Origin of the sequence: Woeseia oceani (assembly GCF_001677435.1) — a bacterium.
GTDB lineage: Bacteria > Pseudomonadota > Gammaproteobacteria > Steroidobacterales > Woeseiaceae > Woeseia > Woeseia oceani.
Genome location: NZ_CP016268.1, coordinates 854,107 through 869,305 on the forward strand (window position 1 = coordinate 854,107; position 15,199 = coordinate 869,305).

The 15,199-nt window shown below is 55.8% G+C and carries 10 protein-coding genes and 1 tRNA gene; 4 read left to right on the forward strand and 7 right to left on the reverse strand.

Going from position 1 to position 15,199, the window contains the following annotated elements; all coding sequences use genetic code 11:
- Positions 1-86: 86 nt before the first annotated feature.
- Positions 87-162 (forward strand) — tRNA-Thr (locus BA177_RS03735).
- 139 nt (positions 163-301) lie between these two features.
- Here the strand turns inward: BA177_RS03735 and BA177_RS03740 are convergent.
- On the reverse strand, positions 302-1,579 hold the full coding sequence (locus BA177_RS03740) for a hypothetical protein (RefSeq protein WP_068613003.1): 1,278 nt from the start codon (positions 1,577-1,579) through the stop codon (positions 302-304).
- A 17-nt stretch (positions 1,580-1,596) separates the two neighbouring features.
- On the opposite strand from BA177_RS03740, the gene BA177_RS03750 reads away from it, so the two are divergent.
- Together BA177_RS03750 and BA177_RS03755 are read left to right on the forward strand one after the other, a co-directional pair.
- Positions 1,597-2,684, forward strand: a protein-coding gene (locus BA177_RS03750; protein WP_156762681.1) for an IS3 family transposase whose coding sequence is annotated in 2 segments (ribosomal slippage) — positions 1,597-1,852 and positions 1,852-2,684 — 1,089 coding nt in all. Because the reading frame shifts where the segments join, the coding sequence is not laid out codon by codon here.
- A gap of 165 nt (positions 2,685-2,849) precedes the next feature.
- A complete protein-coding gene (locus BA177_RS03755) occupies positions 2,850-3,902 on the forward strand; it encodes a restriction endonuclease (protein WP_068613010.1) in 1,053 nt (350 codons plus the stop codon).
- Here the strand turns inward: BA177_RS03755 and BA177_RS03760 are convergent.
- The 6 genes from BA177_RS03760 to BA177_RS18515 all read right to left on the reverse strand — a co-directional run bounded on the left by BA177_RS03760 (position 3,882) and on the right by BA177_RS18515 (position 13,997).
- Positions 3,882-5,612 carry an Eco57I restriction-modification methylase domain-containing protein gene (locus BA177_RS03760; RefSeq protein WP_068613013.1) on the reverse strand — a complete coding sequence of 577 codons (1,731 nt, stop codon included), beginning with the start codon at positions 5,610-5,612 and terminating at the stop codon, positions 3,882-3,884. The two genes, BA177_RS03755 and BA177_RS03760, sit on opposite strands and share 21 nt — an antisense overlap.
- A gap of 159 nt (positions 5,613-5,771) precedes the next feature.
- Positions 5,772-6,140 carry a hypothetical protein gene (locus BA177_RS03765; RefSeq protein WP_068613016.1) on the reverse strand — a complete coding sequence of 123 codons (369 nt, stop codon included), beginning with the start codon at positions 6,138-6,140 and terminating at the stop codon, positions 5,772-5,774.
- Between the two features lie 228 nt (positions 6,141-6,368).
- Positions 6,369-8,015: a hypothetical protein gene (locus BA177_RS03770; protein WP_156762682.1), complete on the reverse strand. Its 1,647-nt coding sequence runs from the start codon at positions 8,013-8,015 to the stop codon at positions 6,369-6,371.
- Positions 8,016-8,271: 256 nt separating this feature from the next.
- Positions 8,272-8,844 (reverse strand): ECF-type sigma factor, encoded by a 573-nt coding sequence (locus BA177_RS03775; protein WP_068613022.1) that lies wholly within the window; start codon positions 8,842-8,844, stop codon positions 8,272-8,274.
- Between the two features lie 103 nt (positions 8,845-8,947).
- Positions 8,948-11,680 (reverse strand): serine/threonine-protein kinase, encoded by a 2,733-nt coding sequence (locus BA177_RS03780; RefSeq protein ID WP_156762683.1) that lies wholly within the window; start codon positions 11,678-11,680, stop codon positions 8,948-8,950.
- A 301-nt stretch (positions 11,681-11,981) separates the two neighbouring features.
- Positions 11,982-13,997 (reverse strand): PKD domain-containing protein, encoded by a 2,016-nt coding sequence (locus BA177_RS18515; protein ID WP_156762684.1) that lies wholly within the window; start codon positions 13,995-13,997, stop codon positions 11,982-11,984.
- Between the two features lie 774 nt (positions 13,998-14,771).
- Between BA177_RS18515 and BA177_RS03790 the strand changes: the two genes are divergently transcribed.
- Positions 14,772-15,188: a COG4315 family predicted lipoprotein gene (locus BA177_RS03790; RefSeq protein ID WP_068618858.1), complete on the forward strand. Its 417-nt coding sequence runs from the start codon at positions 14,772-14,774 to the stop codon at positions 15,186-15,188.
- The last annotated feature ends 11 nt before the right edge of the window (positions 15,189-15,199 follow it).

Sequence of the window (15,199 nt, forward strand, 5' to 3'; positions counted from 1 at the left end):
GAGGCTCAAAAACCACCCGGAACACTTGCCCCGCCGCGACGAAACACCAATAATGCGCGCCTGCGATTCCGCAGTCCTGCCAAAATGCCGGTATAGCTCAGTTGGTAGAGCAACTGATTTGTAATCAGTAGGTCCCGAGTTCGACTCTTGGTGCCGGCACCACCTAACCTGTTGCCCTGCTGGGAAATTCAACCAAGCAGGGTAGCGAAACGGTTTTAGTTAAAACCGCACTAAAACCGTCCCTGCCGGGAATCATCGAGGCAGCCGCCCGAAAAGGCAAGGCCGAGAGCGTTGCGGCACGCTAATCTTCGCGTCGGACGTGCTGCCTGTACAGAAAATCGCAGTCCGCGCCGGAGAACGTGTCCGCGGCATGAAGCGTTGCCTCGTACCGTTGGATGTGCAGTCGCTCAATCTCAAAAACCTGCTCTAGAGACGGTACGTTGTACTCGCCGCAAGTTAACTCCATTATTTCTTCTAAGACTAGGTCTAAGTACTCGTGGCCATTTTCAATCAACGCTCCGATATACTTGGGAGTGCGACCAGTGTGTACGATTAGGTTTCTGGTCCTGTAGAGTCTACGAAGCTCCCACTCGACTCTCTGGGAGTGCGCGTCTATGAGCGTTGCCAGTTTCTCCGGTGACGAGAAAGTCTCCGAAAGTCGGAATATGCGGTACCGAAGCAGGTGGTAATCCAAAAGTGCGGCGTAAAGCTCACTCCGGACACCTTCATTAGCCGGATCAGCCAATAGTCGCAGCATCTTTATCTTTATCTGTATCGGTTGCTTCTTTGCGTCCGGAATCTTGCTCAAAAATTTCCGCGCATACTGTTGGTTCCAAGAAACCAAATCAAACACAGCACGATCTATCAGTCTTTTCACGTACGTTAATCGCACGAATGGGTCTATCGACCGCACAATATTGTTTACCTTATTGCGCTTAACCGACGATGGAACCAAGGTCTCTAATGCGATCCAAAGATTAAGTAGCTGGTTCTCCGGGACATCGTTTGTTACACAGATTCCGTGTAGATCGACAATTCGGCTAAATTTCTGGAAACCGCCATCCCGCCAAAGCGCGATGTTTTCTAACAGCCAGTTTAGCTGCTGCGACGCTTTATCGGCTCGAAGGTCAAAACTTCGCTGCATCGCGTTCCCAGTTGACGAAATCATCTGCGGAGAATCGACACAGTACTGCCGAATCAGGGTTCGATCCTGCCAGCCGATTTGTTCCTTGTGGTGGAAAAGCGTAAAAAGGTCTTGGAGCATATCGAGGCGCCGATCCGCATGCTCTCTGGCCGAGATGCAGTCATAGTGCCGGGTATCCTTAACTTCTAGAAATATCTCGTCGTCTGCTAAAACGAAATTGTGTCTTTTCGCGAAATCTTCCAAGTCATCGGGTAGTTCGCCAAGAATTTCTAGATCAAACTTCGCTAGCGCGGATTCGACCTCGCAAATAAGTTTGTTTGCTATGTAATAGACATCAAACTCATGCTCAACTGGAATAATTGTCTGCACAAAATCGCCAAACTGCTCGGGTAATCCCCCCGGAAAGTAGCGGCGTTTGGAAGTAGAATTTTCCACCTAAGGAGATTCTACAGATGAAGAAGCCGAAGTTTTCGGAAAGCAAGATTTTTCAGGTACTTAAAGAAGCCGAGTCCGGCGTGCCGGTACCAGAGCTGTGCCGCAAGTACGGCATGAGCAACGCCAGTTTCTACAACTGGCGGTCGAAGTATGGCGGCATGCAGGTGTCGGACATGAAGCGGCTGAAGGAGCTAGAGGAGGAGAACCGGCGTTTAAAGAAGATGTACGCCGAGTCACAGATGGACGCCGAGATCTTGCGGGACGCCCTGGCGGGAAAGTACTGAGGCCATCTCAACGCAAGGAGATGGCCACTAATGTCGTGGCGGCGCAGGGCCTGTCGATCCGTCGTGCTTGCCGCGTGTTTTCGATCTCAGAGACCTGCTATCGGTACCAGCCGAAGCTAAGCGACGACAACGCGCTGATTGCAGACTGGTTGCTGCGTCTGACCTACGCCAACCGGCGCTGGGGCTTTGGACTGTGTTTTCTGTATCTCAGGAGCGTCCAGGGGCTGCCGTACAACCACAAACGGGTCTATCGGATCTACTGCGAGCTGGAGCTGAACTTGCGGATCAAGCCAAAACGTAGGCTCAAGCGCGACAAGCCGGATCCACTGGCCGTGCCCAGGAAGAAGAACACCGTTTGGTCGATCGACTTCATGCACGACCGGCTCGAAGATAGCCGAGCGTTCCGGACGTTCAACGTACTTGATGATTACAACCGCGAAGGGCTGGGCATCGAAGTCGATCTGTCGTTGCCCTCGGCAAGAATCATTCGTGCTCTTGATCAAATCATCGAGTGGCGAGGGCAACCACAAGTTATCCGAGCCGACAATGGGCCGGAAAATATCAGCGCCGAGTTCCGTGCCTGGGCAATGACGCGTGGCATCCACCTGCTATTTATCCAACCCGGCAAGCCGCAGCAGAATGCCTATGTCGAACGCTTCAACCGGACCGTGCGACATGAATGGCTGGATGAGCATCTGTTCGAATCAATTGAACACACACAACAGACAGCAACCGAATGGCTGTGGCGCTACAATGCCGAACGCCCCAACATGGCGCTTGGCGGAATTACCCCGTATCAGAAGTTGGCAAATGCCGCATGACATCTACTTCTGAGCGCTGCTAAAAATGGGAGGATTACCGCGTGGCATACCCCGTGCAGAATGGACAGAGGGCCAGCAGCAACATAAAGACGAGTGCGCCGACCTAACAGTTATATCCAGCGATCTGGTACTGTTTCCGCGACAACCTGGCCTTGGGATTTGTGTATGGAACTGCCTGATCGGCTTCAGCAATACGTAGACGCCATTTCGGCGAGCGGTCTCACCTTGTACGACCCAATAGAAATCGGCGATCCAGATTTGTGGATTCCTTCGGCCGAATTAGAGCAGATATTGGATTTGTCGCTGGCTGGCTACTCAGTAGCAGGGCTTCCACTCCGAACAAGATCTAAGGTAGTCAATCAAGAGATTTGTAAGGCGCTTGGTTATCCTGTCCCAAAGTCATTCACGAAAACCAACCCTAGGTTTCCCGGACAAGACTTCGACAAGTACACGCAGAAGGCAAACAATCTTCAAATATGGAACGAAGAAATCTCGCCGACTCGCCGTTATGCGGTAATCCGCATTGGGCCCGACGACGTCATCAGCAAAGTCAAGGTCGTATCAGGAGATGTGCTCGCTTTCTTGGATACGACTGGCACGCTTACTCAGAAGTATCAGGCTCGCCTCAATCCCGGAGCGGATGCCGCGGAATTGGTTTCGGAACAGGACACCGAAAACGTAACGGCACTGCTACACACTAATGCGCAGGCAGATTTAAGCGAATCTAGCCCGGTCGCATTGCCCTCGGACGAGACATTTTTGCCAGTTGCCGAGGTCCACAGGCGATTGTTGGGGTTGCTTGGATCAACATTTCCCGACCCCGGGTCAGACCAGGAACGTAATCGTGGTGGCGACCTGCACAGATTAGCGTGCTTGGCGTTGGGGTACCCGGGGTATGCAGACAACGGTCAGTTTCCCGACATCAGAAACCAATTAACAGAGGTCAAGCTTCAAACGTCGCCAACAATAGATCTCGGTTTGGTAACACCAGACAGTACCAGTCCGCTGGATATGCCCAAGATCAAAGGTAGGCAGTTAAGGCACTGCGATGTGCGATATGCGATGTTCCATGGAAGTATTACGGATGGCGTAGTGCATCTAGAAAGGCTCTACGTTACAACCGGTGCCGATTTCTTCGGTCGGTTCCCACAATTCGGCGGAAAGGTCCTAAACAAAAAGATTCAAATTCCGTTGCCGTCAGACTTCTTCCATGCATAGGCCGAATGCTTGGTAAACCAACTGCGAGAGCTGCACTTCTTGCGCGCTGGTGTCCTCCATTCCCGTTGTTTCGTAGATAGCCTTTGCCATCTCCACAATCTGCTTCGAGGAATCCGAAGCTGGGTCAGGAAGTGGGAACTCCTGCACGTACTGGGTAATAAAGCGCCGACGACCGGCGTAAAGTTGGTTCCTAAAACTGTGGTCGTAAAATTCTTCTGCAAAAGTAGAGTTCGCCACGCCTAATACTAGCCACAGGATTTCTTCCTCATGGCCGTTTTCGGATACGAGCCAATAGCAATCACCGTTTACAATCGAGCCGTTTCGGTCCAACCAGAATACTGGCTCTTGCGATATATCGCGGAAAACGATTTTCGGCTTCTCGAAGTCGGCGGGCTTTTGTGGCACCCAAATCTCGTACCAGTTTCTGCCGGCTTTTCGTACGTAGGTTCTCCGCTCCAGTGTCTCCCGGTGCTTAAGTAGATAGGCTTTTGTATGTGGCTTATCGTCCAATGCGATAGCTCTACGGCGGCCATCGACTGTCTCGTGTGTGTAGAGAATCTGCGTCGTAGGTACTTCCTGCATTGGCCGAAATCGGTTTGCGATAAGGTGCGTTGTCAGTGGTCGCAACGCTTCAATTGCGCCTTCAGTCTCCTCTTCGGTCCAGTCCTTTCGGATAAAGACCTTGTCGGCTGTGGTCTTAACCCCCACACGTATCTTCCCAATATCGCGGAATTTCCTCCACGTGTGGGCCTGGACGGTTTCAAGCCAGCAGTCGGACGCCTCGGTTGCAATACGCCATACTCCGTCAGACTTCTCGGTAGTAAATAGTCGACCCTGTTGTACCCGAAAGCGACGGGAATCCGAGACTTCTACAACGCCATTCTTCGACAAACCTTCAACCGGGTTGTCGACCAATATCTCTGCTTCATCTTTGGTTTCATATATCGAAGTAAACGCAGCATCACTACTGCTGCAGCTTTGCTGTTCGTTACTTAGGAGAAGCACGGCTGGCAATACTGCGACATCAAATAGCTTTGTATCACCAAGGTCCCACACATGCCGGATGCAGAAGTTCTCACGAATGCTCTTACGGACCGAGGTTCCCGACTTTATAGTCATAAAACGGTTGGAGACGATCACTCCGGCAATGGCACCGCGATTCAAGAAACATTTCATCCCGGCAAGGAAGGCGTAATAGAGGTCTACACGCCCACTCAGTTGGAATTGCTTGGCGATTCGTTGCGCAATATCGGCGCCCATGATCTGCGTTCGAACGTAAGGCGGATTGGCGATTAGGAGATCAAAGTCGCCATAACAATCCTCAGCGAACATGTCACCTTGCTCCGCTCTTGCGAGAACTAGGTCAAGAAAATTCGCGCAAATTAGCTCTAAGGAAGCGCCGTCGGGCAATTCGCTTCGAATGTTTCGTTCGGCAATCGCGAGAGCATTCTTGTCAGTGTCAAAACCAAATACCTCAAGGCGCGCGGAACCTACTTTCTTCAGCTGGCGGAGTAGCTCAATAAGTAATGCGCCATCGCCAACAGCGGGATCAAGAAGACGGAGGACTGGTTTCTCAAGGGTGCTTCCAGCTTCAGCTACAATCTGTTCAGCGACAAATCGCGCTAGCGATGCAGGCGTGTAAGTGGACCCCGTCGCCTTCTCGTCTGGCACCTCGCCGTATCGGTTTAGGGCTTGGTTCGCTTCAACCACTGCTTTGCATTCTCCATTTCTTTCAGTCCACGATAGGGCGTGGCATTGGACACTCAAGGGATACGGCTAGCCTACCTGTGTTGGCCGACGACAGCTAGCCGCGTTTCTTGTGCAAACTAGGTCAAATGCGGCGACACAACTATTCAGGAGTCCCTGGCACTAGATATCGGCCCGCAATCCGGATGTGCCGATATAGCGATATACCGCTGCCGAAACCCGAAGACAGGCCTTTTCAGTCGCCGTCAGCAGCCGCCAAGTGGGCGGTAGCCAGCCGAAGCACATCAACACATGGTCGGCGTTCGCGCCAAGCTCACGGGCGATTCGGGCAATCGTCTCAATCTCCGGCCGCCGCCCGGACCGACGTTCTAACAGCGCAACCTGCACAACCGCGTCGCGCACCGGCGGCGGAACTTCTTCCCACAATTGGTCGTCATTCAGCTCGGCAAGGACTTCGTCTCCGGGCAACAGATTTTGGACGATAAAGTCATGGTTGGACTTCAGCGTTTGGCCGTGTCCGCCAGCGAGCAATCAGGACACCCACGATTACCCGTTGAGAAAACGCGTCAGGTCGAGTTTTTGAGCTGGCTCGTAGAAAAATAGACCTGACACCGTTTAATCGCGGCTACGTCGTTGAAAGACCCAGCGGCAAGTTTCGTCTCGACCTGCAAGTGAACAATCCGGATTTCCCCGAAGAGACGGCGGCGAAGTTGTTGAACAACCTGATTGCCCGGACAAACTAGGGTAAGGAAAAAGTTGTCATCTCTGTTTCTCTGCCCGGTACGCAACTAATGATTCAATAGTACCCCGAAACATTTCGGCGTCTATCTCACTCCGGGTCAGTGCACTGCGCAATGATCGTTCTATGTCCTCGGGCCAGTAGTCCATGGGATAAGAACGCAGAACCATCATTGCCATGTGGCAATGAGTGGTTGATATCAGCCCGGTTCGTATCAGCTCTTTGCCCAGACCGGGCCTCGACCTCAGCAAAGGCAACGCACGTTGGAGAACGGATTGTGCGCCGGCGTTGAGGTTCTTACCGAACCCTCCCATGCATGCGAGGTAGTCTTCGCACCAAGCGATAGCTCTTGCTACGCTACCGGCGTCACCGTTCGTTGCCTCTATCATGGCTTCAAAGCCTGCAAGCGGTACGTTGCGTTGCGCGGCGCCGCGAGCGAGTCCGTCCTGAAGCAGGTTGAGACGTTCGTCGAAATCCTCGTAAGGCGTCCCCGGCTGGACCCCATAAATGCGGTCCAGGGTGCATTTTGCGTTGCTGCCGTCAATACCACCGGACTTCACCGCCGCTTCCAGCCGCTCTTTATTTTCCGGGCTCTTATAGACACTACGTATTTGTTTCGCCAGGTCCCGGTGTTCGCGTCGCCCTGCAACGAGATCACCTTCGTCAAACCGTGCGTCAGGGTCCTGGCTCAGCCAGCGATCAATTTCTTCAAAAACGCAGTCGTATATCCAGGCGAGGTCGAAGAGCTCATCGAGGGACAATGCCCGCCCCTTAAGATGCCCGATCGTAAGCGAAAGCAGTTCATCAACCGCTATTGTGCGTTTGAAATGACTGAGCTCGATACCGTTCGTCAGGCTTCCACAAACACCTTCTGCCAGAATTGTTAGCGCCGCCCGGCACAATGCATCGTCGATGGATTCGGCTCTAAGTTCTTCGAGCAACTTCGTCTTCTTGACGAAATTAATGAGCGCGGGTGCGAACTCGGGGTTAGGTTCGCCATACAACTCGATAGACTCAGGCGATGTATCCGAGTAGGCGAAGCGGAGAATCGAGGCTCGCACTTCATCCGAAGGATCGCTGTCAAGCTGATTGCAGAGCCACTGTTGCGCTTCAAACGAACCGGCCTTCGCCAGCGAGAAATGCAGCGCATTGGCTTGTACCTGTGTGGCCCCTGATTGTTCACAGACATACCAGATCGCGTCTGTCAGGTCGGGGTCGAAGCCAGCGATACGCCGGAACTCCTCATCCTGATCACGACTTAAGGCGAGTAACCAGATCACTGCATTGACGAACACGATCCGATGAGGGGTTTCATCGGCGATCTCGCGCAATCGGCTGATTGTCGATGCGTTAACTGCCAGACCCTCGGCGAGCGTATGGATGCGTTGCTCCGAGAACAGGCTAGCCCGCCATTTCTGTCTGGCGAGGCTGTCGTACACGGCCTTGTCAGTATCTTCTCCGGGCCGCGCATCGTAGGCCTTGAGAGCGGCTCGCACCGCCTGCTCCTGGGCGGGTCGGTCTATGCGGCTGTCAGCAAGGTAATAGTTCTTGTTGACGATAGCCCAGTCCAACTCTGGCACCACTGCGCCCGATGACAGTGCACGCAAGTAGGCAATGTACGGCGTGGACGGTCCATCCAGTGGACCCGGAGTCTGATTCTTACTCATCTGATTCTTATTTATACTTGTCTTTATCGATTTGAGCTGCTCACAGGGATCCCGGTCAAATGCAATCACTGGCAGCCAAGGTATCTCGATCGGCGACGATCGTCAGCTAACCATCGCGGTTAGGGATAATGGGCGGAAATTGTAATAGGAAAGTGGTTGCCGGGGCGTTTCTCGAGGGGCCGGTCAAGAGATCGAGCTTCATGATATTTGTCAGGCACCCGATGTGTACCTGGCCCAGCCGAATGAACCTCGCCGGTCATTCACTCTCTGCATCCGAACTCAGCGCTTTCTTCAACCAGATTTTTGCGACCCGCAGCTCGCGGCGCACAGTTGACTCCGAGACGTTCAGGGCAATGGCCGTCTGTTCGTGGGTCAAACCGCCAAAGTAGTGCAGTTCCAGCACCAAGCTCTTTCGCTCATCGTTGTTGGCCAACTCGGCGAGCGCCGCGTCCAGCTCAAGCAAATCTTCGTCCGGTGACTGCCCGGCATGCAGCTCTTCGTGCAAGGTCACCTTCAGTGCATCGCCGCCCCGTTTTTGTGCACGCCGGCTGTTCGCGTGATTGACCAGCAGACGACGCATCATGCGTGCGGCTAACGCGTAAAAATGTGCGCGGTCCTGCCACTCGGCATTGACACCGATGAGTTTCTCGTAGGCTTCATTGACCAGCGCGGTTGGCTGCAGTGTGTGGGCGGCCGATTCACGGGCAAATATTCGCTGCGCCATCTTCTTCAGCTCGTCATAGACCAACGGCGTAACCGATGACAGCGCGGCCTGATCGCCCGCGACCCACTGGTTGAGAAGTAACGTAATGTCAGTGCGCTGATTCACGCGCTGAGTGTAGCAGGGCGGGCAGACCCGAGCTAAACTTGTCTACCAGAAATGGACAGTGAACTGATTTCACCGTACGACTTATCAAAGCAATTGAACGCGCTTACTCCGCAGCGTTTGATGTCGGTCGGCTAAAGCGTGCACAGCTTTCTTTCAATCGAACTGCAATCAAATTATCGGCCTGATTCTGCAGGTCCAGTTTTTCCGCTGACTGCTTACACAGCGCCTCGGCACGCGGGTATTGTTCGGTCGATGTGTATGCCCGGACCAGGGCCTCGTAAAGGTCCAGACCATCGGCACTGATGCCTGTTTGTCGATGCTCCAGAATGCGCTCCAGGCGTTCGGCGGCCTCCCCATAATGCCCATCCTCAAGCATTACCATTGCCTCGGCATGCTCGGCCAACAACGCATCCGGGTGATCTTCGGGTGTGTACTCGGCGCGCAGCGCTTTGGCTCTGGACACTGCTGCATACGCCTGCTCCAACCGGCCGACAGGAGCGCTGGCCATGGCGAGTAGTTCGTACTGTGCCGCCAGGTGCCGCCATTCGATATCGCCTTCCGCACGCTCCGAAATAGAAATCGCTTCTGCTGCCATCGCGGCAGTCTCGAGATAATCTCCCTGGACGTAAGCGACTTCAGCAAGGTTTTGCAGGCTTAAGCCCACCAGGTAGTGATCGTCACCAAAATAGTCGCGACGCGCCTCTAGCCCTTTTTTCATGGAGTCCGCCGCCGCACCGTACTGGCCGAGGCCCAGCTGCAGAATTCCCATGCCGTCATACATGTCACCGATTCTCGGCGCATCCGGATCGATCTGCAGTCGGATATCAATGGCCTGCTGGACCAGCGGAATCGCTTCCGAAAAGCGACCCATGTAGTTGTACAAACCCGCGAGATTGTAAGCGCTGGTGGCGTGGCCTGCGCTGCCCGGTGCGGCATCCGAGACCAGTCGCAACGAGTCCTGCAACACCGGCTCCGCTTCCTCGTATTTTCCCAGCGTAAGCTTCGCAATACCGAGTGCGCTCAGAATATAACTCTCTGCAGCACCGTCGTTAGATCGGGTTCCGTGAAACGTGGCCAGCGCTTTCTCGGCCATATCGTGTGCATCCTGAAAGTCGCCGCGTCGCCGGTAGCTCACCGACAGGTCCGCGAGTACGGATGCATGCCGCAATGGGTCGGCGTTCTCCAGGCTGGCAAGTACCTGGGCAGCCTCGAATCGCTTGTCAAAAGATTCGTTCAGGAGTCCGAGAATTTCATACACGTTGCCAAGCGTCTGCAGAAGTTGCGCCTTCGTGTTTGGCTGATTGTTCAAACGACCATCGAGTTGCTGCGCACCGCGATCCAGCAACTCCCGCGCCGTGGTGTCAGCCGAGCCGCCCTTGTTGGGGTCGGATGCTTCAAACAGGCCGACAAGAAACTGCGACACTTCACCGGCCGCCTCAGCCTGTATCACCGCTTCCTTTTCGGCGGCCAGTGCCCGAACGAAACCCACGGTACCCATCGCCACGCCGATAATGATGGACGCGGTAACGGCAGCGGCAGCGAGTACGCCGATGCGATTGCGGCGATAAAACTTGCTCCAGCGATAACGGGCCGTCGGTGGACTCGCTTCAACCGGTTCGTTCTTGAGGTGACGTTCCAGGTCGCGCGCCAGTTCGCCCACTGAGCTGTAACGTTGTTCCCGGTCCTTCTGCAGTGCTTTGAGCAAAATCCAGTCCAGGTCGCCTTTGAGTTCTGACGGCGAGCGGGCGGCTGGAGTACTGCTGTCCGTGACACGACTGGGCGGTAGCGGGTCATACTCGCGGAACGCACGCTGACGTTCTGCAAAGCTCGCTGATGACATCGCCTCAGGATTCAGCGGATGACGGCCGGTCAGGATCTCGTAGAAGATCGTTCCGACTGCATAGACGTCGCTGCGGGTATCAACATCAACACCCATGGAATCTGCCTGCTCCGGGCTCATGTAACGCAAGGTGCCAATGAGCTGTCCGACTTGCGTCATGTGTTCATTGTCAGGGTTAACGGTTGAGGCGGCTTTGGCTATGCCGAAGTCGATAATCTTGGGCGTTGGCCGGCCGTCCTGTTCGATGACCAGAATATTGGACGGTTTAAGATCGCGATGTATGACGCCGCGTTGATGAGCATGCTGAACCCCGCGACACACACTGATCAAGAGTTCGAGTGTCTTCTGCAGTGACAAGCGATGCTCGCGCAGATAGGCATCAATCGGCACACCGTCAACGAGTTCCATCGCAAAGTACGGCCTGCCGTCAGGTGCGTAACCGGCGTCGTACACGGCTGCGATTGCGGGATGACTCATGAGGGCGAGAGTTTGTCGTTCTGAATCGAAGCGCGCCATGATGCCCGGATCCTGAGCGCCGTAGCGGATGACCTTGACCGCCACTGTCCGCTGTACCGGTTCCAGTTGCAGCGCCTCGTACACTTCACCCATGCCGCCACTGCCCAGCAGGCGCTGAATCTCAAACTGTCCGATCCGGTTGCCCTTGTTCAGTGTTTGCACGGCCTGGGGCCTGAATTCCTCCGACTGAAAAAAACTCAGGTCACTGAGACTCGCCGAATTCTGCTCGCCATCACCGCGGGAATCCGCCTGCCCGCCGGACAGTGATGGTAGCGCCTGTCTTAGCGCACCGTCGATCGCGGAATGCAGGCCACCGGTTTGGTCATCATCCAGCGCAATGAGTTCCAGCAATTCTGCCTGTAAGGCTTCGTCACCCTGACATTCGCGTGCAATGTAGCGATCACGCTCATCGCCAGACAAGCCCAGTGCCGTTTCCAGCATCGCGTTAAGGCGTTTCCATCTTTTCTTATCTACTGTCATCAATTCCAGCCTGGTTAACGTTGCGGATTTTGCGAGCACGGTTGTTGTGCTCTTTACTTCTTAGCAGCAAACGAAGCGCAACTCGCTCAACCGGCAGACGTATCGACCTGGCAACCAACAACAGCGTATTGCATGCAAAAAACTTTCGACTACTGCCTATAACGATACCAGTTTTTTTTTCTGGTTTTGAATCGGGGGGGCGAGGCTGCGGAATTGATGCACAGTGTTGCAAACAAACGCTGTGATACTGTGATGCCGTGACGCCGCATTACACGACGTCACGGCCCGGCCTTGTTACGCCTTACTGCAAACGCATCTCGCCGCTGTCTCCTTGCGGATTGACCGAAGGCGCGCCGTTCGCGCCTCCCGTACCCGCCGTGATCGTGTTGTTACTGACGACCGGCGTTACACCGTCCCCTACGTCCGAATCGATGATGCCGTAGGCCCAGCCACCGCCGCCGGCGGATGAGGCTTCGTACGACAGCCGGGGTGGGGCGCCGTCGCCGCCGCGCCCGGTAATGATCGTGTTTTCTTCGATGACCGGCGCAATGTCGGAGCCTACCCAGATGCCGTAAGACGGACCGCCGGCACCGCCGCCGCCGTAACCGCCCTGACCGCCATTACCGCCATCGCCGCCGTCGCCACCGTGGGCATTACTGCCGAAGTTGGCCGGTGCCCCAGCGCCGCCCGAGCCACCGGCACCGCCCGGTGCGCCGGTGCCACCCATGCCGCCGGTACCGCCCGTGCCGGAGGTGAGGTGATTGCGGGCGATGAGGGCGTTAACGACATCCTTGATGACAACCGCCACCGAAGCGCCACCGGGGGATCCGCCGTAGCCAAAGGCGCCGCCATCGCCGCCTTCGCCACCACCGCCACCACCACCGCCGTTGCGGCCAGCACTGGCGCCGGAACCACCGCCACCACCGCCACCGCCACCGCCGGCCCAACCGTTGCTGCCGTTTGCGCCCCAGCCCACGTTCGGGGAACCGACCAGGCTGACGGATTCACGCCCGATGCCGCCAGCGCCGGAACTGCCGCGAAGGCCATCGTCGCCATCGTCGCCGTCACCGCCGGGTCCTTCGGTCTGGTTATCCGTGTTGTAGTAGCCGCCATGGCCGCCGCTGCCACCGCTTGTGACGACCGGTGAAGTCCGGCCACTGCCACGTTCCCCACTTTCGCCGCCAGCGAAACTGGTACGTGCGCCGTCGCCACCATCGCCACCGTTCCAACCGACACCGGTCTGTGCGCCGCCGGCCCCACCGTTGGCATTGGTGCCTTCCCTCGCATCCGTACCATCGGCACCGTTTTGACCACTGCCGCCGCGGGCTACGGCGTCGTCGGCCAGCGTCCCGTCGCCGGCTTCGATGATATTGTCGAGCAAATGGACGTCGGCAAGCTGCTGCAGGGTGATGGCGAAGATTTCCACGCGCTTGTTGTTAAAGCTGCCATCCGGGCCGTGTACAACGACCGAGTTGTTCTCGATGACCACAGGCGAGTCGCCGCTTAAGAGCGCAATGCCGTGTAGCGCAAACCCAGAGAGGTCGCTTTCGGGAGCGTCCACCTCCAGTGAAATCCCGGAAATGGTCGTTGGCGAATGGATGAATCCCAGTTGCAACCCTGAACCATCGGAGTTGACCGGAGACGGATTGCCGACAGGATCCCGTTCCCAGTTCTGATCGTAACCACCGTAAAAGCTCTGCGCACGCAGCAACCGCGATTCATCGCGATTGGGCCACAGCGTGTAGGTTCTGTCGTCAGGCAGTGAGCGAATGTAGAAGTCGCTTGTATCGGCACTTGAGGTTACCGCGTTGAACAGGCTGGCATAGGGGTCGTCGATGGAACCATCACCCGTGCTGGTGGCATTGCCGTCGACAAAAACGGCCGTGTCCATGTCTTCAACCACGATCACGTGAACAGTTGCCGAATCGGACTGACCGCCGGCGGTAGCCGTGACGGTAAACACCAGCGTGTCGACGACATCCGGTGCCGTGAAGCTGGGCGTGGCGCTGTCGAAGCCGGATTGACCGCTAACGGCAACGCCGCTGTCCTGGCGCCACGAGTAGGCAATCGTGTCGCCGTCGGGGTCGCTTGCGGATGCCGATAAGGAGATCGCGCTGCCGATGTTGCCCATTGCGCGTGGCTCAGCCGTGACACTCGGCGGGTTGCCACCGCCGCCACCGCTGCCGCCGCTGTCACCACCGCCGCCACCGCCACCACAGGCGCCAAGTGCGGCCATTACGACAGCAACCGCCATCATCCTCACGGTAGCCGGAATCCAACTACCTGCCTCCCGTGTCATTGTTCTGATTGTCTTCACGATCCTCTCCCTGTGTATTGGTTCTGTCCCGTTAGCAGGGACGCGGGAGAAATCCGGTCACGTGGAAGAAAAAAAGAGTCGAGCCGACATTTTCCACCCCTTCACCTTTAAGGATCGGGTTTTTGCGTCCGTACCAGATGGCGTGGAGTGGAAAAGGTGTCAGTTCTGTTTTCTGGCGCTAGTGTTGTCACGACGAATCTAGCTGCTTTAGAACGCCAGGCACGACGGCGCTCAGCACCGGCAAGTCGGCTGCGTGTGTGTTGCAGGTTGCTTGTGCAGCGTCGGGTCGAAAGATAGATTTGCATGCAAATCGCATTTGCCGAGCATGCGCTCGCGTCCGCGCTTCTTACGCGTCGGCAGGTCTTCAGGTCGCGGTGCGCTACCTGCTACATCAAATGAATCATCAGGGAATCGGTCAGAACCCGTTCCATTCCCGGTTCTGCATCGCCAATCATTTCCAGGGTCGTCATTATGCCAACGCCGCCCTTCGCAAGCTCGCACTGCAGGAGATGGCTTTCGGCACGAACCGGGAAACTTCGGGGTGTGAGAGGAAAAAGATGTCGGAAAAAGGTGTCAGGTCTGTTTTGAGCTTAGTGTATGCGCGCGGGGATAAGATTAATGTACGGAAAAGCATTTTGCGAGATAGTCAGGGCGTCGTGGCCACTTCCTGCGGGAACCTCAGCCCCAACCACCTTAAGTTTATCCTGATCTTATTGCTACAATGGCAGCGTTGGTCTCTCGCTTTCGAGCTACATCGTACTGATGGAGAAGAACATGCGAACAAGATGCCTCACTCTGCTGCATAGCGTTCTGTTACTGCTACTGGTTTCCCCGGCGACCGCCTCTGAGCAGCCACCCGCCAATTTGTCATCGCCCGGTGAGGTTGCGTTGCAGCAGACTCAGGATGGCAAGTATCGGTACGTGTACGCCACCACGAACGTCCGGCTTTATGTTTATGACAAGGACGCACCCGGAAAGTCGAACTGTACGGGCGGGTGCGCGCTCGCTTGGCCACCGCTTGCCGCCAATGAGGATGACCAATCCATCGGCGACTGGACCGTTATAGAGCGGGAGGGTGGTGCTAAACAATGGGCCTACAAAGGACAGCCGGTTTACCGGTTTTACCACGATTCTGCGAATGACCCTCAAGGCTACAGGCCGGAAGATGGCTGGCATTTTTTGGAGCCATGATTCTTGGGCGC